This window comes from Halalkalicoccus sp. CG83 (assembly GCF_037081715.1).
In the GTDB taxonomy this organism is placed as follows: domain Archaea; phylum Halobacteriota; class Halobacteria; order Halobacteriales; family Halalkalicoccaceae; genus Halalkalicoccus; species Halalkalicoccus ordinarius.
In genome coordinates this window covers 1,086,093-1,109,914 of sequence record NZ_JAZDDH010000001.1, presented here as the reverse complement: position 1 = coordinate 1,109,914, position 23,822 = coordinate 1,086,093, and the positions used below count along the sequence as shown (strand labels likewise).

The window sequence follows — 23,822 nt, the reverse complement described above, 5'->3', positions numbered from 1 at the left end:
TCACGGAACCGGATCGCCGGCGGATCGGGAGCGACCTACAGCGGCGTGAACGGCACCGAGGCGAGCGACCCTTCGTCGTAGTCGAGCGCGTCGGTCTGGTCGACGCCCTCCGGCGTCAGGAGATCGACGATTCGCGGGGCATTCTCGACCGCGCCCTCGCGTGCGCCGCCGAAAGTGAACGGTCCGGCCTCGATATCGACCCCGCGGAGCGTTCCCCGGTCCTCGCTTCCGACGACCGGCGCGACCTCGGCATCGGCGAGGTCCAGATCGGAGAGTAGGTCCTTCTCGACCGTGACGATCGCCGTACCGCTCTCGAAGTCGGCGAGCGTTTCCGGCGTCCCGAGGTCGGTCCCCTCGGCATCGACGACGCCCCGTCCGAAGCCGCTGGCGTCGATCCGGTAGTGCCACGCCTCGTCGAACTCGGCGGTGAGTTCGAGGTCGCCGAGGTCGCTCGTCCGCCCGTCCGACCGCGAGGGATCGCGCAGGTAGAGGACGAAGTAGTGGGGCGAGAACTCGCCGCCGAAGGCGTCGTAGAGGTTCTCGACCTCGAAGGCGAACAGGAACTCCTCCTCCGACTCGTAGACGTCGAGCGACAGCAGGTCGAACGCGCCGTCCTCGAACGCGTCGTCGGTCGGGTAGACGTACTCGCCGGGGCCGTCGTCATCGCCGCCCGGATCGTCGAGCTCGGCGATCAGCTCGCCGGGTTCGACGGTGACGGTGCCCGACGCGAGCTCGCTTCCGTCCTCGGGATCGCGCACGACGACGTCGTAGCTCCCGATCGAGCTGATCCGATAGCCCAGCTCGACCGTTTCGTCCGATGCGCCCGGCGGGAGCCGGACGTTGTCGACGGTCGCGAGCTCCCCGTCGACTTCGATCTCGACGGTCGTCCCGCCGACGAACGCCGCGTCGTTCGAGCCGGTCGCGGTGATGGCTGGCTCGTTCAGCTCGACCTCCGACGCGATCGAGTAGGTGAGCTCCTGTTGGGGACGCTCGTAGTCGGGAAGATCCTTGCTCTCTCTGCCGCGCGCGCGTCGGAGCCGGATCGCGGTCCCGCCGCTCGGCGCCATCGAGGCCAGCATCGTGGAATCCGGGTTCACGATCGCCTCGTCGATCCGCACGCTGGTGGGATCGGCGTCGACCCCGCCGCCGATCCCGTCGGAGTAGATCTCGGCGACGTAGTTCGGCCCCTGTCGATTGCCCTGACCAGCCCCGCCGGACTCGCCGGGCGCGAGGAAGTCCAAGGGAACGTCGAGTGCGCGCCCGCCCTCGTCGGTCATCGCGCCGACGTACCACTCCTCGCCCTTCCGTCGGGCGGTGACGACGTAATCACCGATCTCCGCGTCGACGACCCGGGTTTCGTCCCAACCGGCAGCGGGGACCTCCTCGATGAACTCGAACTCCGGCTCCGCGTCGAAGTTCTCGTTCTCGGGGGTGTAACCCTCGTACGCTGCGGGGACCGGCGAGGGTTCGCCGGCCTCGGTGACCGCGACCGTGTTCAGGTTGAACCCGCCGACGTCGTCCTCGAAGGTCTCGCCGTCGTCGTACTCCAGCTCGATCGCGACCTCGTTGTCGCCCGCCTCGAGTTCTACCTCGGTCGTGAACACCTCCCACTCGTCCCAGTACTCCGTGAACGAGGGCTCGATCGTCTCGGTCGAGTCGTTGACCCGGAGGGTCGCCCGCGGCGCACCGGCCTCGACGACTCGCCCCGCGTTGTCCTCCGGCGCGCTCGCGTAGCGGAGGTGGAGGTCGTACGTACCGGCGGCGTCGACGTCCCTGACGGTGAAGGCGACCGACGACCCGCTCGGAACCCGGTTGGGGTCGACCGCGACGTAGTTCGTCCCGAAGGCGTTTCGCCACTCGTCGAGCGTGATCATGCCCTCGAGCTCACCCGAGGCCGCCTGGACGAGCTCGCCGACCTCGAACCCGCCGTCGACGTACGCCTCGAGCCGGTCGGCGGCCATCTGCAGCCCGCTGAGGTAGTTCGGGTACATCGCGAGCTGTTTCGCCCGCGTCGTCTGGATCTGGCCGCCCCGATCGTCGTTGAACGTGAGGTCGAAGATGCCGGGCTGGAAGCTGGTCGGACCCGCCAACATCCGCGTAAAGGGCAGCGTGACGTGGTGTTCCCGGCCAACGTCCGATCCCAGTTGGCCGAACCCGTCGAACTCCTGGGCTCGGACCACCTCGCGGTTCGCCACGTTGGGGTACGTCCGGATCTCCCCCGTCGGCGGGATGGCCTCGTGGATCTCGAGCATCTGGCGGTCGCTCGCCGCCTCCTGGATGACCAGTCGATGGTGGTTGACCGCCAGCTGGTTGTGCTGGTTATGAGTCGGCTCGGAGCCGTCGCCGTCGATCCCCAGCCCCGCGTCCGAGACGTAGCCGTTCTTGATCGAGCGGATCCCCACGTCCTCGTACTGCTCGAAGACGTCGTCATCGAGGATCTGCTCCTCGTAGTTCGGGAGGTTCCCCGCCGTCTCGTTGTGGATCGTCATCTCCACCCCGCCGTCGAGCCCCTGCCCGAACTCCGTCACCTCCCGCACGTCGAAGTCGGGATACGAGTCGTCGACGCCGAACTCGAGTCCGGAACCGTCGCCGGGGTAGGTGTCCCAGCCCTCGTTCCAGCCCTCGACGAGCACGCTGTCGATGCCGTTCTCGCCCGCGAACGCCATGTAGCGCTTCATCCGCTCGGTCCGCGCACCGTGGACGTAGCCCGCCGCCTCCTCGGGGCTCTCGAAGGAGTCGTCGTCTCGGTACTCCCAGTTGGCGGAGCCCGCGATCATCGTCCACCAGATGCCGACGTACTTTCGCGGGGTGATCCAGTCCGTATCGGGCTCGCCGCCGGCGGTCGGCAGCGCCGACTCGTCGAGCGGGTCAGCTAGGAGAGGAATCAGCTGTGACTCGATCAGGTCGCCCGGGCTCTCGCCGATCTGGACCGTTCGCCAGGGCGTCATCGCCGGCAGAGAGAGCGACGCCTTCGTCCCGTCGGGTAGCGGCGTGAGCTCGGTCGTGAACGCCGTCCCGCTCCCCTCGGGCGCCGCGAGCGTCGCCGAGGCGTAGTCCTCGAGGTTCGCCTCGTGGACGCTCAGATAGACGTCGGCCGCCTCGACGGTCAGCGGCGTGTGCGCGCCGTTTCGAAGCGGGGTGTCGGTGGGCCGCGTCTCGCGCGTCCCGCCGGGGATCTCGGAGAGCCGCGTCTCCTCGTACTCCTGTTCGTACCGGGGGTTGGTGACCTCGTTGCGGATCCACCACGCGGTGTAGTCGGCTGCGAACTCGACGGCGGTGTTCTCGCTCGTGACGACCGCTCTCTCCGAGTTGCTCGCGAACCCCTCGTCGAGGACGACCCGGAATCCGAACCCGTCGTCGAAGACGCGGAGTTCGAGGTTGGCCGAGCGGCCCGGCCCCTCGACCTCCTCCAGGCCGACGACCAGCGACTCGTACTCGGCCGAGACGTCACCGAACTCGCCCCAGACGGGCTCCCACTCCTCGGTTTGCGACTCGCGTTCGCTGCCCGTGACCTCGATCCCGGCGCCGGCGCCCCCGTCGGCCGACGCGCCGAACGTCGGCTGGTTCCGGAAGTCGAAACCCAGCGTCGAGGGCTCGATGTAGGTGTCGTCGCCATGGGCGACCTCGTAGCTCGGAACGCCCTCAGAGACGTCGACGGTCACGGTGATCGACCCGTCGGGCGACTCGACGCGCTGGATCGCGTCGTCTTCCTCGTTCGTCACCCGAGCGGCCACCGCCGCGGGAACGTCCCGGGTGTACGCCGCCGCGGCGATGAGCGCCCCGACGCCGCCGAGAAAGCCCCGACGACTCGACTCGGCGCCCCTCTCTTGTGATGGGTTCTCATTCATTCGCGAGTGAACGTCACTCAGTACCGGTGATAAATTTAGCTCTATTCATATTTTAGAATATGAATGTGGCCGGGTTCGGAGACGCCGGAACCGGGAGCCTCGGAGTCGGGCTATCGGCAGGTATTAATTCCTCCGAACCGGCCGATCGAGTATGAGTAACACGCCACAGCAGGAACGCCGGGAGCGCGAGAAACCGGAGGAGCTGCCGAGTCGCGAGGTGACGGAGGGGACCGAGCGCGCACCCCACCGCGCGATGTTCCGCGCGATGGGCTACGACGACGAGGACCTCGCCTCGCCGATGGTCGGCGTCGCCAACCCGGCGGCGGACGTCACGCCGTGTAACGTCCACCTGGGCGAGGTCGCGGACAGCGCGATCGAGGGAATCGACGACGCCGAGGGGATGCCGATCGAGTTCGGCACGATCACCATCAGCGACGCGATCTCGATGGGGACCGAGGGGATGAAGGCCAGCCTGATCTCGCGGGAGGTGATCGCCGACAGCGTCGAACTCGTCGCCTTCGGCGAGCGGATGGACGCCCTCGTGACGGTCGCGGGCTGTGATAAGAACCTCCCCGGGATGATGATGGCCGCGATCCGAACGGACCTCCCGTCGGTGTTCCTCTACGGCGGCTCGATCATGCCCGGCGAGCACCAAGGGAGGGAAGTGACGATCCAGAACGTCTTCGAGGGCGTCGGGGCGGTCTCGAGCGGCGAGATGAGCGAGGACGAACTCGACGAACTCGAGCGCGAGGCCTGCCCCGGCGCAGGCTCCTGCGGCGGGATGTTCACCGCGAACACGATGGCCTCGATCAGCGAGGCGATCGGGCTCGCGCCGCTGGGAAGCGCCGGTCCGCCCGCCGAGAGCGACGAGCGCCACGAGGTCGCCCGCGAGGCCGGCGAGATCGCCCTCGACTGCGTCGAGAACGACCGTACCCCCTCGGAGATCCTCTCGAAGGAGAGCTTCGAGAACGCCATCGCGGTCCAGGTGGCGATGGGCGGCTCGACCAACGCCGTGCTCCACCTGCTCGCGATGGCCGCCGAGGCGGGGGTCGACCTCGGGATCGAGGAGTTCGACGAAATTTCGAGGAGAACGCCGAAGATCGCGAACCTCCAGCCCGGCGGCACGCGGGTGATGAAGGACCTCAACGACCAGGGCGGCGTCCCCGTCGTAATCCGACGGCTGCTCGAGGCCGGCCACGTCCACGGCGACGCGATGACCGTCACCGGACGGACGATTGCCGAGGAGCTCTCGCACCTGGAGGAGGAGGGCGCGATCCCGGACGACGAGGCGGTCGACGCCGACTTCATCTACACCACCCAGGAGCCCTACCAGGAGGAGGGCGCGATCAAGATCCTCACCGGGAACCTCGCGCCCGACGGCGCGGTCCTGAAGGTCACCGGCGACGACAAGTTCCACCACGAGGGGCCCGCCCGCGTCTTCGAGGGCGAGGAGGCGGCGATGAAGTACGTCCAGGAGGGCTACATCGAGTCGGGCGACGTGATCGTCATCAGAAACGAGGGGCCCCGCGGCGGGCCCGGCATGCGCGAGATGCTCGGCGTCACCGCCGCCGTGGTCGGCCAGGGCCACGAGGACGACGTGGCGCTGCTGACCGACGGGCGGTTCTCAGGGGCCACGCGGGGTCCGATGATCGGCCACGTCGCGCCCGAGGCCGCGGCGGGCGGTCCGATCGCGCTGCTCGAGGAGGGCGATACCGTCACCGTGGACATCTCCGATCGTACCCTGTCGGTCGACCTGAGCGAGGAGGAACTCGATTCCCGGCGCGATCGCTGGGAGACGCCGTCGCCGGCGTACGAGAACGGCGTCCTCGCGAAGTACGGCGCCACGTTCGGTTCGGCCGCCAACGGCGCGGTGACCAACCCCGGCGTGAAGCGCGAGGCGAACGAGCAGTGAGAAGCCGGTGGCGGCGGGGCCGAACCCGCCTCACCGATTGACCAGGACGATCCCGATCAGCGCGACCCCGGCGAGAACTATTCCGATCCCCGAGAGACCGGTGCCGAACGCGACGTCGGCGATGGTGTGGACGACGCCGACGAAGCCGAGACCGAGCAGGAACAGGCTGATCGCGATCGACCGTTTTTCCATGCCGACGCGTAGGACGCCGCCGGCATCAACCCGTCGCCGGGCGTCGAAACCGGCGGCGTTTATGTCGCTTCGCCGGCTCGTCGAGACCGTCAATGACCCTGCCCGTCCACGATCCCGTGTTGATCTTCGGGCTCGCGATGATCGTCTTCCTCGTCGCGCCGCTCGTCCTCCAGCGATACGAGCTCCCCGGGATCGTGGGGGTCATCCTCGTCGGCGCGGCGATCGGGCCCAACGCGCTCGGCGTTCTCGAGCGCGACGAGACGATCGTGCTGCTCGGACAGGTCGGGCTGATCTACCTAATGTTCGTCGCCGGCCTCGAGATCAACCTCGATCAGTTCTTCGCGAAGGCCGACCGGAGCGCCGTCTTCGGGCTGCTCTCGTTCGTCGTGCCGCAGGCCGTGGGAATGGTAGCCGGCGTCTGGGTGCTCGATCTCTCGGTGCCGTCCGCCGCGCTGTTCGCGTCGATCTTCGCCTCGCATACGCTGTTGGCCTACCCGGTTGCCAACAGGTTGGGGATCGTGGGCGACGAGGCGGTGACGGTCTCGATCGGGGGCACCATCCTGACGGACACGCTCGCGCTGCTGGTGCTCGCGGTAGTCGCCGCCTCGGCACAGGGCGCGCTCGACGCCGCGTTCTGGGTTCGCCTCGTCGTCGGCCTGACGCTCTTCTTCGCGGGCGTCTGGGTGATCGTCCCCCGTCTCGGCGAGTGGTTCTTCCGGACGCTGGACGAGGAGAGCTACTTCGAGTTCCTGTTCGTGATGGCGGTGCTGTTCGTCTGTGCGTACCTCGCGGAGGTCGCGGGCGTCGAGCCGATCGTCGGCGCCTTCCTGGCGGGGCTCGTGTTGAACCGGCTGATCCCCGAGAGCGGGCCGTTGATGAACCGCATCGAGTTCGTCGGCAACGCGCTGTTCATCCCCTTCTTCCTGCTCTCGGTGGGGATGCTCGTCGATCTGGGTGCGCTCGCGGACGGGCCGAGGACGCTGGTGATCACGGCGGTGCTCGTCGTCTCGGTGCTGGCGACGAAGCTCGCGGCCGCCTGGCTGACCGGCGCGCTCTACGGCTACAGCACCGACCAGGTGCTCTCGATGTTCGGCCTCTCGCTCGGGCAGGCCGCCGCCGCGCTCGCGATCGTCCTCATCGGGTTCGAACTCGGGATCGACGGCTTCGATCAGGAGATGATCAACGCCGTCGTGCTGATGATCCTCGTCGCGAGCCTCGTCAGCCCCGCCGTCGTCGAACGCGCCGGGCGAGGGATCGCCCGCTCGACCGACCGCGGAGGCTACGATCCCGACGCCGCACCCCAACGGATCCTGATTCCGCTCTCGACGGACTCGGAGCACCGCGAGAAGCTGGTCGACCTCGCGCTGGCGATCCGCGATCCACGATCCGTCGAGCCGCTCCGCGCGCTCACCGTCGTCCGACCCGGCGAGCACGCGGAGGCCGGGGTTGCGCGGGCGGAACGAGCGCTCGAACGGTCGGCGGAGCACGCCGCCGGTGCGGAGGTGCCGGTGAACACGCAGACGCGGATCAACCACAACGTCGCCTCGGGGATCGTCAACGCGAGCGTCGAGAACCGGATCACGACGCTGGTGATCGGGTGGGACGGCGCGCGCTCGCGACGCCAACGCGTCTTCGGCGACACGATCGACCAGGTACTCCGGCGGACCGACCGGCTGGTGTTGGTCTCGCGCGTCCGCGATCCGCTCAACACCGCCCGCCGGATCGTCCTCCTGCTCCCGCCCGGGATCGACGCCAACGCCGGCATCGCGGAGGCACTCCACGCCGTGAGCGTCGTCGCCGGCCACACCGGCGCGCGGGTGCGGGCCGTCGTCGTCGAGGACGACCCCGAGCGTTACGAGCCGTTGTTCGACCGGATCGAGCCCGAGGTCTCGGCGACGTTCGAGCGCGTCGCCGACTGGAAGGCGCTGCTCGCGCTGCTTCGCGACGAGCTCTCTCCGAGCGATCTCGTGGTCTGCATGAGCGCTCGTCGCGGCAGCCTGGGGTGGCACCCGCAGCTCCAGACGCTGCCCAAGAGCGTCTCGACGCTGTTCGAGGGGAGCTTCATCGTCGTCTACCCCGCACGGGCGAAGCGCGACGACGATCGACGGTTCCTCCGGCTGCGGTAGACGGTCGGCTCCACCCCGATGGACTCGTCCTCGAAACGCGTCGACGGGTTTCGGCGCGGCCGACGAAGATATAAGCGGGCGGCCGCCGAACGCCGGATCGATGTCCATCGACGCGTTTCTCGAGGGGTTCACCGAGCGCGACTGGCAGGAGATCGACGCCGACGGGAGCGAGCGGGTTCGCTTCGCGATGGTCGGGATGGGCTGGTGGACCACCGAGGAGGCGATCCCCGCGGTCGTGGGGAGCGACTTCTGCGAGACGACCGTCGCCGTCAGCGGCTCCGTCTCGGATCCGAGCGAGGTGGAGGCGACCGACGTCGAGCGCGCGATCGACTACGAGGAGTTCGTGGCGGGCGAGGCGGCAGACGCCTACGACGCGGTATACGTCTGTACGCCCAACGCGATGCACCTCGATCACGTCCGTGTGGCCGCCGAACTGGGGAAGGACGTCCTCTGTGAGAAGCCGATGGAGGTCTCGACCGAGCGCGCCCGCGGACTGACGGCGGTCTGTGAGGAGGAGGACGTCGCGCTGATGATCGCCTACCGCGTCCAGACCGACCCCGCCGCGCGGCGGGCGCGCGAACTCCTCCGCGATGGGGTGATCGGCGAGCCCGTGAGCGTCCACGGCGGGATGTCCGACGAGATGCTGAGCTTCGTCGACGACCCCGATCACTGGCGCCTCGATCCCGAGCTCTCGGGCGGGACGACGATGCTCGACATCGGGATCTATCCCCTCAACACGACGCGGTTCCTGCTCGACGCCGAGCCCGTCTCCGCGTACGGCCGCACGCGGAGCGACCAGCCGGAGTTCGAGGGCGTCGACGAGCACGCCAGCTTCGAGTTCGAGTTCGAGGACGGCGTCCTCCTCACCGGATCGGTGAGCCACAGCGCGTGCGAGGAGAGCCACCTCCGCGTCGTCGGCACCGACGGGCAGCTCCTGCTCGATCGGATCTTCTTCCCCGGGCGACCGCGGGAACTCGTCGTCGAACGCGAGGGAACGCGCTCGCACGTCACCTTCGATCAACGAAACCAGATGCGAGAGGAGTTCGACTACTTCGCCCACTGCCTGTTGACCGAGACGGAGCCCGATCCGAGCGGCGAACACGGTGTCGGCGACGTCCGCGCGATCGAGGCGGTCTACGAGGCTGCCGAGCGCGGCGAGCGGATCGAGCTATAGCGCTACAGCGGGTTGGGCCCGTCGTCGAGCGGGCTCTCGACGTCGAGCCCGTTCTCCGCGAGCAGACGGACCGCCAGCCGATCGTGGAGGAAACGCTGCTCGTCGACGTCGAGCCCGCGGTAGGTCACCTCGGTGATCCAGCCCACCGTTTCGAGGTCGGCGCCGGCCTTGTGAACGAGCATCGTGTCGGCCTCGTCGCTCTGGGCGATGTCGTCCTGGCCCTCGAGATCGATAACGACGAACTCGTAGCCCTCCAGGTCGCCGTCGAGTCGCTCCTTCAGATAGCCGTTCGCGTACTCGGCGGCGACCTCGGCGTCCTCGACCGAGCCGTCGGTTCGTGCGGGAAAGATCGCCTGGCCGACCGATCCGGAGTGGAGCCGATAGACCCCCCGGGAGGTGTGCATGTCGATCAGACAGTCGGGGTCGTGGCGCTCGAGTTCGTCCCAGAGCGCCCGGGCGATCTCGGTGGTCGGCTCCTCGCCGACCGGGAACTGGCGGTTCAGGTTGCCGTCGGGGCCCTCGCGCTCGCGCGTCTCGACCGCCGGCGCGTTCGCCTCGGGGATCACGACCAGCCGTCCCGCGGAGAGTCCGTAGTCGGGGACGAGGCGCGCCGCCTCGATCCCGCCGACCTCGTTCCCGTGGACCCCGCCCAGCACCATCCCCGTCGGACCGGCGCCCGCATCGAGCACGTGAACGTCCGTCTCGTACTCGGTCCCCTCCATGATCGCGTACGTCTCCCGATCGAGTCCGGACGACTCGTTCGTCGAGTCGTTCGCGTCGTCGGTGTCGTTCGAGCCGTCCGTCCCGCCGGAGGCGCCGCTATCGTCGATGCAGCCGGCGAGCGCACCGAGCGTTCCGGACCCGATGCTCGTCAGCAGGCGCCGTCGGGAGACGAAGGGGAGGGTCATGGAGCGGTCTATGCCCGCTCGAGCTATAAACGACTCGTGGCCACTCGACGGGGGAACTTCCGCGTGCACCTCGACCGGGGCTCGAGACCCGCCTCGCGGCCGGGGACGTCCGGGGTACCGAGTCGAACGGTGCTCGTGCTCGCGTTCGGCCGATGCACTTTTTGCGACAAGTATCGAATAAAATTTGAATGTCCAATTCATGAGAACGCTTCGCGAAACCGGTTCGTCGTCCGAAGCGGACACGCTCGACGCGGACCGGTCCGACCTGGGGCCGACGGCCACCGCCCGTACGCTGCTCGAGGCGTACTACCTACAGGACGAGCGGGAAGGGTGTCTCCTACTCGGAAAGCCCCAGGAGGCGGCGGCCGCCGGGGCGAGGGCGCTCGACCGGATGGCGACCACCTACGAGGTGGAGTTCCCCCACGTCGATCGGCGTCGAGCGCGCCGGGCCGGCGAGTCGTTCATGCGGGCGTTGTTCGTCCAGGACGAGATCGAGAACTGGGAGCTGTTGCGGCGCGAGGCCAGGTCCGATCTCGGCGACGTGCTGGTGAGCGACCCGAGCGCGTCGTACGGGTCGAACCCCGCGGCCGACGTCCGGTGGGGACTCGTCAAGACCTACCTCCGGGAGGCCTGCGAGCGAACGGGGATCGACGAGCGCTACGCCGAGAGACAGACGGAGTTCTGGCTGCTCCACGGACAGCTCGACGAGTACTGGGAGGAGCTCGCGCTCGAGGCACACGAGTACAAACTACGGGCGATGGTCGAGGACCCGCCGAACGAGGTCGTCGAGCGGACGGGTGCCCGGTTCGTCGACGGCGTGAGGATTCACGACGGCTGGAGCCACCGGAACGAGTCGAACGACCTCCGCGAGGCGATCGAACTCGTCGCGGAGTACTACCGGGAGGTCTTCGGGCTTCGATCGAATGAGTGAACGACCATGACCGGCTTCGACGTCCGGGTGTACGAGAGCGCCTTCCGGAGCATCGACACCCCGGCGCTCATCACCGACACCGGGCTCGTGATTCGGGACGTAAACGAGGCGGGCCTGGCGTTCACGGGCTACGAGTACGAGGAGTTCGTCGGACAGTCGGCGACCCTCATTTCGGAGGACGAGGAGATCTACGCCGAGATCGTCGAGACCATCCTCGACGACGAGCCGTGGAGCGGGGACTTCGAGCTCCGGACGAAGGGGGGAGACACCGTGTTCGGCCAGGGCTCCGTCGCCCCCGTGGTGCTGGACGGGGAGACGAAGGGCTACGTGGCGGTGTTCATCGACACGACCAGACAGCGTCGCTACGAGAACGCGATGGACGTCCTGAATCGCCTGCTACGACACGACCTGCGAAACGACCTGAACGTGGCGTACGGCCACCTCCAGAACGCACAGTCGCAGGCTGACGACGAGGACGTCTCCGACGCTCTCGAGCAGGTGGAGGTGGCCCTGTCCCGCGTGATCAACAGAAGCGAGCGAGCCCGGAACCTGGGGGCGCTCCTCGAGCAGGCCCACGAGCTCGACAACCGACCCGTCCGGCTCGACCAGGTGTTACACGAGGCGCTCATCGAGGCGATCAACCGGTTCGAGGACGCCCACTTTCGCTTCGAGACGTTCCCCGAGATCCACGTCGTGGCGGACCACCTGCTCAGAACCGTCTTCAGCGCCGTCCTCGAGAACGCCGTGATCCACAACGACGCGGACTCGCCGATCGTCGACGTCGACGTCGAGGAACGCGAGGAGGACGTCGTCGTGCGCGTGACCGACAACGGCCCCGGCGTGCCGGAGGGAACGGCGGACCTGATCTTCGGCCGCGAGGAACTGGACCAACTCCACCACGGGAGCGGCATCAGTCTCTTCTTCGCCGACACCGTGGTGAAGAGCTACAACGGCGACATCGACGTCGATACCGACCGCTCGGAGGGGGCGGAGTTCCGGATCAGACTGAACAAGCCCTCGAAGACCGACCGGTAGACGACGGTCGGCCGCCGAGGGGGCGATCAACGCGGCGGGTGCTCCTCCGTTCGCGTCGCCCCGAAGGGGTGGGACCGCCGAGAGTCGAACACCGTCGTTTCGCTCCGCTCACGACGAGCTTCGGCCTCGCTTCGCTCGGCCGACATCGGCCGCTCCGCGTCGAGGCGACGCTCGTCGTTCGTAACGGATCGGCGCGGAACGAAAGTGCGCCGCGCGATCAGTGGGACCGCTGAGAGTCGAACTCAGGTCCTACCGACCCCATCGGCAGAGGATACCACTACCCCACGGTCCCGTGTTCTGGACGAGGGGAGTCGCTTAATTAAGCGCTTCGCTTCCCGTCTCGCACGCCGGGGAAACGAACTAACCGTCGGGCCAGCTAGTCGGAGACATGACCGACCCGACCGAGCGACGACGGATCGAGGTCGACGGGCACGAACTTCGATATCTGCGCGCGGGCGAGAGCGGATCGCCGGTGCTCCTGCTCCACGGCGGGCAGATCGACGCCGCCCACGTCATCTGGGGGGAGGCGATCGAACCGCTCGCCGAACGCCACCGGGTGTTCGTCCCCGACCTGCTCGGCTACGGCTACAGCGACGCGCCCGACGTCCCCTACACCACCGAACGCCACGTCACGATGGTCGAGGGGTTCATGGACGCGGTCGATCTCGACCGGGCGCGCGTGGCGGGCGTCTCGATGGGCGGGGGGATCGGGATCGGCCTCGCGCTCCGATCACCCGATCGGGTGTCACGGCTCGCGACCGTCGCGAGCCACGGCCTCGGCCGGGACCTCCCGAACGGGAAGCTCACCTACCTCATCTCGCGTCAGGGAGCCACCAACCGGCTCTCGGTCGCACTGCTCGCGCGCAGTCGTGCGGTGACGAGAGCCGGGCTCGCGGCGCTCGCGGCCGACTCCGCGAGCATCGACGACGAACTCGTCGAGCAGGTCCAGGAGCTCGCGCGGCTCCCGAACGCCGGGCGCGGCTACCGGAGCTGGCGACGAAACGAGGTCGGTGTGAGGGGCTTCCGAACGGACTACACCGACCGGCTGGAGGGGCTCGAGATGCCGACCCTGTTCGTTCACGGCACCGAGGACGAGGTGTTCCCGGCCGAGTGGTCCGAACGCGCCGCTCGGATCGCGGACGGCGAATCGCTGCTCCTCGAGAACTGCGGTCACCTGGTCCCCCGCGAGCGTCCCGCCGCGGTGAACGATCGACTGCTCGAGTTCTTCGCCTAGACCAGCACGCGCTCGAGTGCGACCGCCCGTCCGGCGTCGGCGTCGGGATCGCCGACCAGCCGGCCCAGACAGACCGCCGCGCCGTCGGGGGTGTAGCAGGCGACCAACGGTTCCTCGTCGGGATCGCCCTCCGAGTCGATCACGCCCGGCGCGTACACCTGTGCGCCGTTGGCCACCTCGCGGGCCGCGCTCGGCGCGATCGTCACCCGCGGGAGGTGGACGAGCGCGTCCTCGGCGGGTCGAAGCGTCTCTCGAAACGGCTCCTCATCACCCCCCTCGGCGAACTCGATCGCGTCGACGAGGTCGTGCATCGAGCGCAGGTCGGTGTCGTCGAAGGGGTCGGTCGCCGTCCGCCGCAGGTGGCCCATGTGCGCGCCCGTGCCGAGCGCGAGGCCGACGTCGTGACAGAGCTTCCGGACGTAGGTACCGCTCTCGCATCGAATGCGCAGCAGCGCCTGACGGTCCCGGACCTCGAGGAGGTCGAGCGCGTGGATCCTGCGGGTTCGAAGTCGACGCGAGACGGCGCTCTTTCTGGGCGGCTTCTGGTAGATCTCGCCCTCGAACTCCGCGACGACGTTCTCGACGTCAGTCGGCGCCGGCCCGTGGAGTTCGAGCACCGCGACGTACTCCTTCTCTCCCTCGAGGAAGACCTGTGCGAGCCGGGTAGCCGTGCCGGTCAACGCGGGCAGACAGCCGGTCACCTTCGGGTCGAGGGTACCCGCGTGGGCGGCCTTTTCGACGCCGAGCGCGTCGCGAATCCAGCCGGCGACCTGGTGGGCCGAGGGGCCGGCCGGCTTGTCGAGGTTGACGACGCCGAACTCCCGCAGTTCCGCGAGCGAACGTTCCTCGGGCGGGCCGCGAAGCGCCATCAGAACTCGTAGCGGACCCCGTCGACGGGGAACGCTCCCTCGTCGGTCTGAGGATCGTATGCCTCGGCGACCGCGACGAGGAGTTCGGTCGTCTCCGCGGGGCCCCACCGGGCGGTGTTCAACGTCAAGTCGTAGATCGAGAGGTCGTCGATGTCGATGCCGTAGTACTCCCGGTAGCGAAGTGCCTCACTCTCGGCCCGGGTGACGGTCTCCTCGCGGGCCTGGTCGATCGGCTTGTCCTCGCGCGCCGCGATCCGTTCGGCGCGCACGTCGAGAGGGGCGTCGAGCCAGATCCGCAGGTCGGCGTGTTCGGCGGCCATCCAGCCCGAGAGCCGTGACTCGAGAACGACCTCCTCGCGCGTCTCCCCGATCTCGCGAAGCCGCCGATCCAGGTCGCGGTCGATCGAGTCGTCCTCCTCGGCGAGCGCGTTGAACTCGCCGAGCGACATGCCTCGTTCCTCGGCGAGGTCGCGAAAGACGTCGCCTCCGCTGACGTGCTCGTAGCTGAGCGCGTCGGCGAGCGCGGCGGCCGTCGTGCTCTTGCCGCTGCCTGCCGGGCCCGAAACGGTCAGTAACATATCCGATCTCTTGCCGAGAGGTTGAAAGAGGTTTCGTCAGCCGGTCGGCGACGTGCTGACGTTGAGCGACTTGCGGAGGATCTGGGTGAACGCCATCGAGCAGACGAAGTACCAGACGATCCACGCCTCCATCGGCCCGATCACGCCCGAACGCCAGCTCTCGATCTCGCCCACGATGGGGAAGACCGCCGTCTCCAGCGTCGACGGATCGCCGTCGAGCAGCTTCCAGTACATCCAGAGGAAGACGGGGATGGTGAGCAGCATGATCCACACCATCGGCCGGAACTGGGTCTTGAACATGTCGAGCTGATCGCCCATCGCCTCCATCTGCTCCTGCTGGATGCGCTCCATCGCCTCGTCGTCGCCGCGCTCCTTCGCGCGCTCGCGTTTCTCCTGGATCGCCTTCATCTGCTCCTGGTACTCGCTCATCTTCGAGGTATCCATCAGGTTCGCCTGAAGCAGCGTCGAGTAGAGCCCCGTGAAGAGCGCGAGCACCAGGATCACGGCGTAGAAGGGCAGTACGGCGTTGAGCGGACCGATGAACGTGTCCATCGCGCCGCCGATCGCGCTTCGCGCGGGCCCCCACGCGTAGCCGAGGAAGGTCAGCGCGACGCCGCCCGCGGCGACCTTGTCCCACTTCGTCCAGGAGGCGTCCTCGTCGTCGGCGTCGCTGGTGGCGCTCTCGGTCGTCGAGACGGTCTCCCCGGACTCGTTTACGACCGAGCGGACCTCGTCTGGGTCCCGAAGCTCGAAGCCGTGTGTGCCGTCGACCAGCAGCCCCTTCTCGATCATGCGGCCCCACTGGCCGCTCGTGATGTCGTCGCGGACGTCCGCCCACTCGACCTCGTGCTGGCCGCCGTCGGTCTCCCGAAGAACGACCGCGACGGCGTCGGCCATGTCGGGGTTCGTCTCGACGAGCGATTCCACCTTCCCCGCGGTTCGTCCCATTATCCCGTCCGTAGGAAATCGGGGCTAATCAACCTGTTCGTCTGGGCTTTCGTCCGACCTACGCCGTCCGTTCGTTGACCGCCTCACGGATGTCGTCCCAGACTTCATCAGGACTCTGCTCGCCGTCGATCCGGACGTAGCCCTCGTGGTCCTCGTAGTTCTCGATCACCGGCTTCGTGTTCTCCTCGAAGACGCGAAGCCGCTCTCGCACCGTCTCCTCGGTGTCGTCGTCGCGCTGTTCGAGCCGTTCGCGGATCTCCTCGTCGTCGGGCATGTCGAACTCGACGTGGTAGTTGTCGCCCGTCTCCGGGTCGACGCGCCGGCCCGTGAGCCGGTCGACCAGCGTCTCCTCTCCGACCTCGAGGTGGAGCACGACGTCGAGCTCGGTGATGCCCTCGAGGTACTCGACCTGCGACTCGTTTCGCGGGTAGCCGTCGAGGACGTAGCCGTCCGCCGACTCGAGCGCCTCCTTGACGATCTCGTTGACCAGCTCGTCGGGGACGAGCTCGCCGGCCTCCATGTACTCGCGGGGCGTGCCGTGTTCGGTCTCCACGTCCTTGTTCTCGCGGAGCGCGTCGCCCGTCGTGACGTGCTCGAGGCCGTACTCCTCGGCCAGTCGCTTGCTCTGGGTTCCCTTGCCCGCACCGGGGGCGCCGATGATCAGTATCTGTTGGTCTCCCATATCAGGGGCCAATCCCGTCCAGCGTTAAAGAGATACAGGACCCAGCATGGCTTGCGACCCTCCGAACGGAAACGACACGGTGAAGTCCGCGACGGGCGATCCTCTTACCAACGGATGACACCGAGCCAGCGAAGCGAATCGGGTCCCTTCGGCCCGCTCCAGGCGGTCGGCGACCGGCTCGTGGAGCGCTGGTGCCGGCTCGATCGGGGCTGGCAGGCGGTGCTTCTGGGATTGGGGATCGTCGCCACGCAGTTGCTCGTTCAGGCCGTCTGAATGGCCGATCGAACCCTCCGAGGACAGCTCCCGGGACTCGGGCTCCTCCTCGGCATTGGCGTGACGGCCCAGGCCGTCGCCGCGACCGTCGGCGGGAACGCACTCGTGCTCGCGATCCTCGCGGGCGTGGCCATCGGGAACGCGCTCGGCACGCCCGCGTGGGCAGCCCCCGGCGTCCGGAACCACTCCCTCTTCCTCGAGACCGGGATCGTGCTGCTCGGCGCGTCGATCGCGATCGACGACCTGATCGGCGCCGGTCCGCGGGTGCTCGGGCTCGTCGTCGCCACGGTCGCGTTCAGCCTCGTGCTCGTCGAGGCGATCGCTCGCGGCGCGTTCGGCCTGCGCGAACGGACCGCATCGCTGCTCGCGGCGGGAACGAGCATCTGTGGCGTCTCGGCGGTCGCGGCGGTCGGGCAGGTGATCGACGCGCGCGGCGACCAGCTCACCTACGCGGCCGCGACGATCGTCCTCTTCGACGCGATGACGCTGGCGGTCTACCCCGCCCTCGGCGGGCTGCTCGGGCTGGGCCCGCGCGAGTTCGGCGTCTGGGCCGGCCTGAGCATGTTCAGCACCGGCCCCGTCGCCGCCGCGGGGTTCGCCCACTCGCCGGAAGCGGGTCAGTGGGCGACCGTGACGAAGCTCGCGCGCAACACGCTGCTGGGCGGCGTCGTCGTGGCGTACTCGCTCGCGTACGCCACGCGAAAGGCGAACGATCCCGGCGTGAAGCGCCTGTGGCTCCAGTTCCCGAAGTTCCTCGTCGGTTTCCTGCTGGTGGCGCTGATCGCGAACAGCGGCGCGCTCACCGCCGCCTCGATCGACGCGATCGGCCGGGTCTCCGAGTGGCTGTTCGTGCTCGCGTTCGTCGGCCTCGGCCTCGAGATCCGCCCGACGCGAATGCGCGAGAGCGGGCTGGCGCCGGTGGCGATCGTCCTGTGTGCGTTCTGTCTCATCAGTGGGGCTACGCTACTGGCCGTCCGGACGGTGCTCTGACGCCGGCGGCTTCGTCGGCCTTTTGTCCGGGCCGCCGTAGACCCGTACGTGAGCCGATTTCGCGCCGACTCGCCCGACGAACGCGAGGCGCTGTTCGCCGACGCCCTCTCGGCCCATCGCGAGCGCGCCAGCCCCTTCTGTACGTTCGAACTCGAGACGGCGGAGGACGAGGAGCCCGCCTGGATCCAGTTCGGCGACGGAACGGTGAACCTCGACTGTTCCGACGAGGAGCTCGACAGGCTGGAGGGGCTGCTCGAGTCGTTCCCGGCGTTCACGATCGAGGAGCTCAACCGCCCCGAGAGCGCCGAGGGGACGAACGTCAGGATCAGCGCGTACGCCGACGAGGAACGCATCGCGATGCTGATCGAACGCTGTTTCCGCGAAGTGTACGGACGGCGGGAGGGGTACGCGGTCTGGGCGACGGAGGTGTAGGCTACTGCTCGATATCGACCGGTTGGGCGGCGAACAGCCACGCCTCGGCCGACGCTCCCGAGCGGAGTTCGAGCCCGTCGTTGCGGTAGTACGCCGTGATGCGGTCGACCGCGTCGAGTCCGGTGGCCATACGCGTCGTTCGCCACGGAGGGTCGTTATTACTCGTCGCCTACGTGCGGGAGGCCCCCCGTAGATCACGGTTCGCGCTCGAAGCGTCGTCGTGCGTTATCGCGCGCATAACCGTGAACTCGAGGAACGGCCGGAGTCGATCGACCGGCGCGGCGGAACCGCTATCGAGACGGCGTCGCCACGGACGGTTCGAGCGGAGCCGCCGTCGCGGATGGGCGGACGCCGGTCCAGTTCGGCCCGCGGCGACATGGAAACGCATATTACGGACTCGCAGAACGTCTCTACCGGGAAGTCGGACGCGGAACGCGGTTCGAGAGGTGGCACGAGACATGCACTACTGCACTGAATGTGGCTGGTCGACGGAGGGGACCGGTCACGTCAGCGAGCACGAACGGAACCTGCGAGCGATCGAACACCACGTCGAAACGGGACACACCGTCGTCTCCCGTTCGCCACCGGCACGATCACAGGATTCGACTGACGACACATCCGACCGTCGTCCCGCGAAGTGAGGATCGTCGGGCGGTCGGCCTCGCCGAACGACGGCGGTCGGCGTCGACGGGGAGACGTCGGGGTCACTCCCGGGAGCCGCGAAACGGTCGCACCAGACAGACCGACCGCTCGGCCAGCTCGTCGTCGAGCACGAACTCCACCGTCTCGCCCCGCTCGAACAGCGGTACCGAGGTCGCCGGCCCGTCGTATCTCGGGAAGAACTCCCTGGGGACGGTTATCGAGCGGTTCTCGTCCAGCGTCGAGTAGGAGATCGAATGGAACCACTCGTCCTCTAGAAACGGCTCGCGGTGCTTCGAGATCGCCGCCGCGTCGTCCGCCTCTGAGTACGCCCAGAACACCAGCTCTCCCGGGTCGACGATGCGCTCGTCGATCAGCGCCTCGGGAAGGACGACTCGATCGACCTTCCGGCGAATGTTTGCAGTTAGCATGCACCACGATACGGCGACCTCGGTAAAAAACGCTCACCCGGCTCGATGCGGAATCCGGATGGGTGAGGCGGGGGAGGCTACTCGAGTCGCGATCCCCGCGGTGCACGCCCTCTCTCGCGTTCGAGGACGACGTGTTCGGCCTCGATCCCCCGTCGGTCGACCAGCCCCGCCGTCGGAGCGGAATGGGGGACCACACGTAAGGGTGGGTGAGACTGCCGGCCCAGTGACTAAGGACGTGCATCGAGTCGACGTACTGTGAACCAAGTAGAGCGAGAGACGGAGATCGAGGGAGTCGACGTCGCCGGGCCGGCGGACGCCCAACCGATCGTGTTCGTCCACGGTGCGATGTTCACGGGAAAGATGTGGGCGCCACAGCGCGACGCGCTCTCCGAGGAGTTCCGGGTGATCGCACCTGATCTCCCGGGCCACGGCGCGCGGTCGGACGAGACGTTCCGGCTGGAGCCGGCGCTGGACCTGCTCGACGAGGTGATCGACACGTTAGCCGGCGGCCACGCGATCCTAGTCGGCCTCTCGCTCGGCGGCTACGTCTCGACCGAGTACGCGAGCCGCCACCCCGAGAAGGTCGACGGGCTCGTGGTCACGGGAAGCAGCGCCAACCCCGTCGGCCGGATGAAATTGGTCACGCGGGCCGTCGGCGGCGTCTCGCGTCTCGCGACCAGGAGCGATCGCGTCGAGCAACGCGTCCGGAACGCCGGGGAGAAGTGGGTCCGGGAGCGCGACCTCTCCCCCGAGATCAAGGAGGAGATCATCGATGCCGGGATCTACCCACGGCAGTTCGGCGAGGCGGGCCCGGATCTCGAAGGGAAGGACTTCCGGGCTGCCCTGGCCACCTATCCCGGGCCGACGCTCGTCCTCAACGGGTCGCGAGACCTCGTCATGCAGCGAGGGGCAGAGGATCACGCCTCGGCCGCGAACGACTCCTACCTCGCCTCCATCGACGGCGTCGGGCACATCGCTAACCTCCACCGGCCGGAGACGTTCACCGACGCGATACGGCGGTTCAGCACCGAGATCGTCGGCGCGTCGGACGACGAATCGACGGATATGACCGCGTGACGTCGCCGAGGCGGCCGTCCACCGCCCGAGGGTTCCGGTAGTCGGCGTCCGGCGGATCGAGAACGAGTAGCGCGAGAGCGGTCAGGCCGAAACTACAAGCGACGCCGTTGCGTACGCTCGGACATGGCTCAGGAGCTCGCGGACCAGGAGTGTGAGGCGTGTACCTCGGATAACGAGCCGCTCTCGGAGGGCGAGTACGCGGAGTACCTCGCCCAGCTCGACGACGAGGTCTGGGAGGTGGTCGACGATCACCACCTCGAGGGCACCTACGCGTTCGAGGACTTCCGCGATGCCCTCGAGTTCACCTACGAGGTCGGCGAGCTCGCCGAGGAGGAGTGGCACCATCCCGACCTCCACCTCTCATGGGGCGAGGTGCGCGTCGAGATGTGGACCCACAAGATCGACGGTCTCCACAAGACCGACTTCGTGATGGCCGCCCGGATGGACCGGATCCACGAGGAGTACGCGCCGGAGTGATCGACGGTACGGACTCGTGATCGATCGGCTCCACGATCGATCGGCGAGACGCTTCGACGGCGACGGGACGCGCGGCTAGATCGCGGTCGAAACCGTCGGCCAGCACGGCCGACGGGACGGTGATCGAGCGGGCGAACGACCCGTCGTCGCTACCTGCGGAACCTCTTCAGGAGCTTCCGGAGCGCTTTGAGGGTGAGGATTCGCTTGAGCAGGCTTTTGAGTCCTACGTTCATACCGGTAGTTGACTGCTCGATCACTAATGCCTTGGCCCGTCACCTGAAAGGAGGCCGTCCTGTCGGACCGATCGAGGAACCGCGGAGTCCGACGACCGATCGTTTCGGACCGGCCTTCGACGTCGGCGGATCGGGAGGTGAACCGCTGGATCGGCAGCGCTCTCGATCCGTCCCGAACGGGACTATGAAACGCCGTACTCGACGGGGGGCGGAGGGTCAGTGGCGGGCTACCGGGCTACGCCGCCCCACTGGCCTCGATCTCGACGTCCTCGAGGTCGTCGAGGTCGCCCTCCTCCTCGGCGGCCTCGATCTTCGAGATCTCCCTCGCGTAGTGGAGGAAGGTGTCGACGGACCCGATCACCACTCGGGCCTCGATGGTGAGGATCTCGATTCCCACCAGCGAGACGCGAGCCCAGAGGTCGATGACCGCACCCTTGTCCAGGATCCGATCGAGCACCTCCGCCAGACTCGTCGTGCTTGGCCGGCGACTACGGCGGCCGGCCTTCTTCTCGGAGAGACTCATGGCGTGTCCTCGTGAACCACTCTCGATACGCTGGGTCTTAACCTTTGGTGAGACGTCCCACGGCGGGTCGGGATCGAACGCAGCCCCCGTTCGTGGTCCCAGTGAGTACCGACGTGAGATCATCGCCACTGGATCCGAAAGCAGGCCGATATCGGAGATCCGAGGAACGGATGCGTCGAATCAGCCGATAGGAGCTCTCGCGCATTCGAACGAGGCCGCCGTTCGATCGGATCGCGCCTCCCACCTCCTCCGGAGGAGACTCGAAACGACCGCGAACGAGTGAGCGGATCAGCGGTAGAGCCGGCTGACGAACGGAAAGCCTACTCGCGTTCGTCGTCAGCGATCACGGGTGCTCGGATGCCGACTCGAACCCGAAGCGTTCCGATGATGTCGCCGGAAATCACAGATTTCCAGCTGCTGGCCGGATTCCGTTGGAATCCGGTGATGTGGTCAGAGCTCTGCCCCGACCGCTTGCCGAATGGAATCCGGTAGATGTGCAAGATACCAGCGATCGTACCGCTCGAAAGAGTCGTGAAGAGAATCCATCGTTGATCTCCATCGGGGTCTCCGAATAGTCCGGTGAGAAGAGACCCCACCGAACCGTTCCGCTGCGAACGGGGCCTTACGCGGCGACGGTGAACGTCTCGCCGTCGCGCTCGATGAGGTCCTCGCCTTCGAGGGTGTCCAGCGTGGGAAACAGCGCGAGCTGCTGCATCTCCAGCGCCGACTGGAGGTCGCCGATCGTTGCCTCTTCGACGGTCGCGAGATAGAGGTAGACGAGCTTCGAGTTGGGTGAGTCGAGCGTCGCGGGAATCGGGGTGATCGTCGTGGTCTTGGTCGCAGTCGCGGTCGTCTCCGCCTGGGCGAGTGTTGCTGGGCTCATTGTGACTACCTGAATCGATGGTGGTTACACGTATAAGTTCTACCCATATACATTTAATACTCCTAGTTTGTATATATGTATCATATTAACACGGTAGCAAAGGGCAACGCCGCTCTTCTAACGGAGGTCCTGAGAGATGAGTGTCCGTACAGAGCGGATGAGTACCGAGATACGCGCTCACCGGTTCGATACTCCGTGGATCGTCTCCAACCGGGTAGCGCCGTAGGGATCTCGATCGAGGAGGGACGTCCGTAGAGACGTACTGCTCGCAACTGAACCGGAGCTACGTTCGGCGACCTCGAAACCGCCGGTAGCCGCTCCTCGTCGCGAACCTGCTCGACTTGCTCAGGCGTAAGTCGAGTCGGGCCTGTTTGAGCGCCTGAGTTTCTTGTGGACGCTCTCAGCTCGTGGCAGCATGGAAAGGGTACATCGGGTTCAGCCCCCTAGTAGTACAGAGCGCCTGATTAGGAACTCAGGCGCTCGTCTGAAGGGGAGCACGAGAGCAGGAAACACACCAGCTGAAGGTGACGAATTTTTCTTCCGGCTCGTACCGCTCTCTGAGCACCCTTCCGATTCCGAGTTTAGATGTCCAAGAACAGAGCCTCTACGGCCCTCGAAACCTTAGGAAAAAAGGAGAGTGATGTTTTCCGATGTAGGAGATACAACGGTAGTAGCTGAAATCGATCATCTGATCGACGAGATTGCTGAATCTACCGTTAATTGCCTCGAAGCAGTACGACTTCAGAAGGCAGCTATCCACCCTCGTCGAGTGGGTCCTCGAGTTCCCCGACGACCGCCTCCATCGCGTCCGTGGCGGTCACCAGCCCGACGACCTCCTCATCCGAGACGACAAGCGCCAACTCCTGGCTCTCGGTCTGGAACCGATCGATAACGTCGCTCACGCTGATGTCAGTGGAGACGGTCATCGGCGGCGCCGCGAGCTCCTCCAAGGTCGTATCACCCGACCGAAGGTCGTCGATCCGGTCGAGGGCGGCTGAGACATATACGATTCCCCGGAAGTCATCTGGATCGTCGCCGATCAGCGGATAGCGGTTGTGCAGCGACCCGGAAAGTCGATCGAGGTTCTTCGAGAGGGGGATCTCCGTCGAGAGGAAGACCCCCTCCTCGCGGTCGACCATGACGTCCTCGACGGTCATCCGGCCGACTGCGAGCGCGCCGAGGACCTCCTCGTGGCGCTCCTCGTCGAGGTCGCCCTCCGCGAGCAGCGAGTCCATCCGGTTTCTGAGGTCGGCACGGCTCTCGATGACGTCCTGTTCGGTCTCGAGCCACGCCCCGGTCATCTCGACGCCGAACAGCTTGAGCGTCGCCGACCGCGGCACCGGACAAAATCCCGAAAAAGACGTAGAGCGCAGTAACGATGACGTGGTCGAAGGGCCCGAGGATCAATACTACTCCAACGATATAGG

At 67.2% G+C, this 23,822-nt stretch carries 23 protein-coding genes and 1 tRNA gene; 11 read left to right on the top strand and 13 right to left on the bottom strand.

Annotation, left to right across the window (positions count from 1 at the left end; translation table 11 throughout):
* Nucleotides 1-35: 35 nt before the first annotated feature.
* Nucleotides 36-3,848: a glycoside hydrolase family 97 catalytic domain-containing protein gene (locus tag V0Z78_RS05760; RefSeq protein WP_336343672.1), complete on the bottom strand. Its 3,813-nt coding sequence runs from the start codon at nucleotides 3,846-3,848 to the stop codon at nucleotides 36-38.
* A gap of 151 nt (nucleotides 3,849-3,999) precedes the next feature.
* Here V0Z78_RS05760 and ilvD point away from each other — a divergent pair, with 151 nt between their 5' ends.
* Nucleotides 4,000-5,760: a dihydroxy-acid dehydratase gene (gene ilvD, locus V0Z78_RS05755; RefSeq protein WP_336343671.1), complete on the top strand. Its 1,761-nt coding sequence runs from the start codon at nucleotides 4,000-4,002 to the stop codon at nucleotides 5,758-5,760.
* Between the two features lie 30 nt (nucleotides 5,761-5,790).
* Here the strand turns inward: ilvD and V0Z78_RS05750 are convergent, their stop codons facing one another.
* Nucleotides 5,791-5,952, bottom strand: coding sequence for a hypothetical protein (locus V0Z78_RS05750; protein ID WP_336343670.1), 162 nt, complete (start codon nucleotides 5,950-5,952; stop codon nucleotides 5,791-5,793).
* A 92-nt stretch (nucleotides 5,953-6,044) separates the two neighbouring features.
* On the opposite strand from V0Z78_RS05750, the gene V0Z78_RS05745 reads away from it, so the two are divergent.
* Entirely contained in the window at nucleotides 6,045-8,078 is a 2,034-nt protein-coding gene (locus V0Z78_RS05745) for a cation:proton antiporter (RefSeq protein WP_336343669.1), read from the top strand.
* Between the two features lie 100 nt (nucleotides 8,079-8,178).
* Nucleotides 8,179-9,252 (top strand): D-xylose 1-dehydrogenase Gfo6, encoded by a 1,074-nt coding sequence (gfo6, locus tag V0Z78_RS05740; RefSeq protein WP_336343668.1) that lies wholly within the window; start codon nucleotides 8,179-8,181, stop codon nucleotides 9,250-9,252.
* A 2-nt stretch (nucleotides 9,253-9,254) separates the two neighbouring features.
* On the opposite strand, the gene V0Z78_RS05735 is transcribed toward gfo6, so the two are convergent.
* Entirely contained in the window at nucleotides 9,255-10,160 is a 906-nt protein-coding gene (locus V0Z78_RS05735) for a succinylglutamate desuccinylase/aspartoacylase family protein (protein ID WP_336343667.1), read from the bottom strand.
* Between the two features lie 199 nt (nucleotides 10,161-10,359).
* On the opposite strand from V0Z78_RS05735, the gene V0Z78_RS05730 reads away from it, so the two are divergent.
* Nucleotides 10,360-11,091, top strand: coding sequence for a hypothetical protein (locus tag V0Z78_RS05730; protein WP_336343666.1), 732 nt, complete (start codon nucleotides 10,360-10,362; stop codon nucleotides 11,089-11,091).
* A gap of 6 nt (nucleotides 11,092-11,097) precedes the next feature.
* A complete protein-coding gene (locus tag V0Z78_RS05725; RefSeq protein WP_336343665.1) occupies nucleotides 11,098-12,126 on the top strand; it encodes a PAS domain-containing sensor histidine kinase in 1,029 nt (342 codons plus the stop codon).
* Nucleotides 12,127-12,347: 221 nt separating this feature from the next.
* On the opposite strand, the gene V0Z78_RS05720 is transcribed toward V0Z78_RS05725, so the two are convergent.
* Nucleotides 12,348-12,418 (bottom strand) — tRNA-Pro (locus tag V0Z78_RS05720).
* 96 nt (nucleotides 12,419-12,514) lie between these two features.
* Between V0Z78_RS05720 and V0Z78_RS05715 the strand changes: the two genes are divergently transcribed.
* The gene (locus V0Z78_RS05715) at nucleotides 12,515-13,360 is read left to right on the top strand and encodes an alpha/beta fold hydrolase (protein ID WP_336343664.1); all 846 of its coding nucleotides are present in this window, start codon (nucleotides 12,515-12,517) and stop codon (nucleotides 13,358-13,360) included.
* Here the strand turns inward: V0Z78_RS05715 and V0Z78_RS05710 are convergent.
* From V0Z78_RS05710 to V0Z78_RS05695, 4 genes are read right to left on the bottom strand one after another with little or no spacing between them, the layout of a single operon-like run.
* Nucleotides 13,357-14,229: an RNA-guided pseudouridylation complex pseudouridine synthase subunit Cbf5 gene (locus V0Z78_RS05710; RefSeq protein ID WP_336343663.1), complete on the bottom strand. Its 873-nt coding sequence runs from the start codon at nucleotides 14,227-14,229 to the stop codon at nucleotides 13,357-13,359. The genes V0Z78_RS05715 and V0Z78_RS05710 overlap by 4 nt on opposite strands.
* Nucleotides 14,229-14,807 carry a (d)CMP kinase gene (gene cmk, locus V0Z78_RS05705; RefSeq protein WP_336343662.1) on the bottom strand — a complete coding sequence of 193 codons (579 nt, stop codon included), beginning with the start codon at nucleotides 14,805-14,807 and terminating at the stop codon, nucleotides 14,229-14,231. The genes V0Z78_RS05710 and cmk overlap by 1 nt, the downstream gene beginning before the upstream one ends.
* 36 nt (nucleotides 14,808-14,843) lie before the next feature.
* The gene (locus V0Z78_RS05700; RefSeq protein WP_336343661.1) at nucleotides 14,844-15,755 is read right to left on the bottom strand and encodes a DUF106 domain-containing protein; all 912 of its coding nucleotides are present in this window, start codon (nucleotides 15,753-15,755) and stop codon (nucleotides 14,844-14,846) included.
* A 58-nt stretch (nucleotides 15,756-15,813) separates the two neighbouring features.
* Complete coding sequence (locus tag V0Z78_RS05695) at nucleotides 15,814-16,437, bottom strand: adenylate kinase (RefSeq protein ID WP_336343660.1); 624 nt, start codon at nucleotides 16,435-16,437, stop codon at nucleotides 15,814-15,816.
* A gap of 114 nt (nucleotides 16,438-16,551) precedes the next feature.
* Here V0Z78_RS05695 and V0Z78_RS05690 point away from each other — a divergent pair, with 114 nt between their 5' ends.
* From V0Z78_RS05690 to V0Z78_RS05680, 3 genes are read left to right on the top strand one after another with little or no spacing between them, the layout of a single operon-like run.
* Complete coding sequence (locus V0Z78_RS05690) at nucleotides 16,552-16,710, top strand: hypothetical protein (protein WP_336343659.1); 159 nt, start codon at nucleotides 16,552-16,554, stop codon at nucleotides 16,708-16,710.
* Nucleotides 16,711-17,700 carry a YeiH family protein gene (locus V0Z78_RS05685; RefSeq protein ID WP_336343658.1) on the top strand — a complete coding sequence of 330 codons (990 nt, stop codon included), beginning with the start codon at nucleotides 16,711-16,713 and terminating at the stop codon, nucleotides 17,698-17,700. It abuts the gene before it with no gap.
* A gap of 48 nt (nucleotides 17,701-17,748) precedes the next feature.
* Complete coding sequence (locus V0Z78_RS05680; protein ID WP_336343657.1) at nucleotides 17,749-18,132, top strand: hypothetical protein; 384 nt, start codon at nucleotides 17,749-17,751, stop codon at nucleotides 18,130-18,132.
* A gap of 1 nt (nucleotide 18,133) precedes the next feature.
* Here V0Z78_RS05680 and V0Z78_RS05675 read toward each other — a convergent pair whose 3' ends face one another.
* Nucleotides 18,134-18,262, bottom strand: coding sequence for a hypothetical protein (locus V0Z78_RS05675; RefSeq protein ID WP_336343656.1), 129 nt, complete (start codon nucleotides 18,260-18,262; stop codon nucleotides 18,134-18,136).
* A 574-nt stretch (nucleotides 18,263-18,836) separates the two neighbouring features.
* Nucleotides 18,837-19,202, bottom strand: a complete 366-nt coding sequence (locus V0Z78_RS05670) for a hypothetical protein (RefSeq protein WP_336343655.1) — start codon at nucleotides 19,200-19,202, stop codon at nucleotides 18,837-18,839.
* Nucleotides 19,203-19,457: 255 nt separating this feature from the next.
* On the opposite strand from V0Z78_RS05670, the gene V0Z78_RS05665 reads away from it, so the two are divergent.
* Entirely contained in the window at nucleotides 19,458-20,279 is an 822-nt protein-coding gene (locus V0Z78_RS05665; protein ID WP_336343654.1) for an alpha/beta fold hydrolase, read from the top strand.
* A gap of 123 nt (nucleotides 20,280-20,402) precedes the next feature.
* On the top strand, nucleotides 20,403-20,756 hold the full coding sequence (locus V0Z78_RS05660) for a 4a-hydroxytetrahydrobiopterin dehydratase (RefSeq protein ID WP_336343653.1): 354 nt from the start codon (nucleotides 20,403-20,405) through the stop codon (nucleotides 20,754-20,756).
* Between the two features lie 468 nt (nucleotides 20,757-21,224).
* Here the strand turns inward: V0Z78_RS05660 and gvpA are convergent, their stop codons facing one another.
* The 3 genes from gvpA to V0Z78_RS05645 form a co-directional block, all read right to left on the bottom strand.
* Nucleotides 21,225-21,512, bottom strand: coding sequence for a gas vesicle protein GvpA (gvpA, locus tag V0Z78_RS05655; RefSeq protein ID WP_336343652.1), 288 nt, complete (start codon nucleotides 21,510-21,512; stop codon nucleotides 21,225-21,227).
* Nucleotides 21,513-22,134: 622 nt separating this feature from the next.
* Nucleotides 22,135-22,395: a TrmB family transcriptional regulator gene (locus V0Z78_RS05650; protein ID WP_336343651.1), complete on the bottom strand. Its 261-nt coding sequence runs from the start codon at nucleotides 22,393-22,395 to the stop codon at nucleotides 22,135-22,137.
* Nucleotides 22,396-23,147: 752 nt separating this feature from the next.
* Complete coding sequence (locus V0Z78_RS05645) at nucleotides 23,148-23,735, bottom strand: CBS domain-containing protein (RefSeq protein ID WP_336343650.1); 588 nt, start codon at nucleotides 23,733-23,735, stop codon at nucleotides 23,148-23,150.
* Nucleotides 23,736-23,822 lie beyond the last annotated feature (87 nt).

Coding starts and splice junctions, on each gene's coding strand:
- V0Z78_RS05760 (WP_336343672.1), bottom strand. CDS start 3,848: ATGAATGAGAACCCATCACAAGAGAGGGGCGCCGAGTCGAGTCGTCGG.
- ilvD (WP_336343671.1), top strand. CDS start 4,000: ATGAGTAACACGCCACAGCAGGAACGCCGGGAGCGCGAGAAACCGGAG.
- V0Z78_RS05750 (WP_336343670.1), bottom strand. CDS start 5,952: ATGGAAAAACGGTCGATCGCGATCAGCCTGTTCCTGCTCGGTCTCGGC.
- V0Z78_RS05745 (WP_336343669.1), top strand. CDS start 6,045: ATGACCCTGCCCGTCCACGATCCCGTGTTGATCTTCGGGCTCGCGATG.
- gfo6 (WP_336343668.1), top strand. CDS start 8,179: ATGTCCATCGACGCGTTTCTCGAGGGGTTCACCGAGCGCGACTGGCAG.
- V0Z78_RS05735 (WP_336343667.1), bottom strand. CDS start 10,160: ATGACCCTCCCCTTCGTCTCCCGACGGCGCCTGCTGACGAGCATCGGG.
- V0Z78_RS05730 (WP_336343666.1), top strand. CDS start 10,360: ATGAGAACGCTTCGCGAAACCGGTTCGTCGTCCGAAGCGGACACGCTC.
- V0Z78_RS05725 (WP_336343665.1), top strand. CDS start 11,098: ATGACCGGCTTCGACGTCCGGGTGTACGAGAGCGCCTTCCGGAGCATC.
- V0Z78_RS05715 (WP_336343664.1), top strand. CDS start 12,515: ATGACCGACCCGACCGAGCGACGACGGATCGAGGTCGACGGGCACGAA.
- V0Z78_RS05710 (WP_336343663.1), bottom strand. CDS start 14,229: ATGGCGCTTCGCGGCCCGCCCGAGGAACGTTCGCTCGCGGAACTGCGG.
- cmk (WP_336343662.1), bottom strand. CDS start 14,807: ATGTTACTGACCGTTTCGGGCCCGGCAGGCAGCGGCAAGAGCACGACG.
- V0Z78_RS05700 (WP_336343661.1), bottom strand. CDS start 15,755: ATGGGACGAACCGCGGGGAAGGTGGAATCGCTCGTCGAGACGAACCCC.
- V0Z78_RS05695 (WP_336343660.1), bottom strand. CDS start 16,437: ATGGGAGACCAACAGATACTGATCATCGGCGCCCCCGGTGCGGGCAAG.
- V0Z78_RS05690 (WP_336343659.1), top strand. CDS start 16,552: ATGACACCGAGCCAGCGAAGCGAATCGGGTCCCTTCGGCCCGCTCCAG.
- V0Z78_RS05685 (WP_336343658.1), top strand. CDS start 16,711: ATGGCCGATCGAACCCTCCGAGGACAGCTCCCGGGACTCGGGCTCCTC.
- V0Z78_RS05675 (WP_336343656.1), bottom strand. CDS start 18,262: ATGGCCACCGGACTCGACGCGGTCGACCGCATCACGGCGTACTACCGC.
- V0Z78_RS05670 (WP_336343655.1), bottom strand. CDS start 19,202: ATGCTAACTGCAAACATTCGCCGGAAGGTCGATCGAGTCGTCCTTCCC.
- V0Z78_RS05660 (WP_336343653.1), top strand. CDS start 20,403: ATGGCTCAGGAGCTCGCGGACCAGGAGTGTGAGGCGTGTACCTCGGAT.
- gvpA (WP_336343652.1), bottom strand. CDS start 21,512: ATGAGTCTCTCCGAGAAGAAGGCCGGCCGCCGTAGTCGCCGGCCAAGC.
- V0Z78_RS05650 (WP_336343651.1), bottom strand. CDS start 22,395: ATGAGCCCAGCAACACTCGCCCAGGCGGAGACGACCGCGACTGCGACC.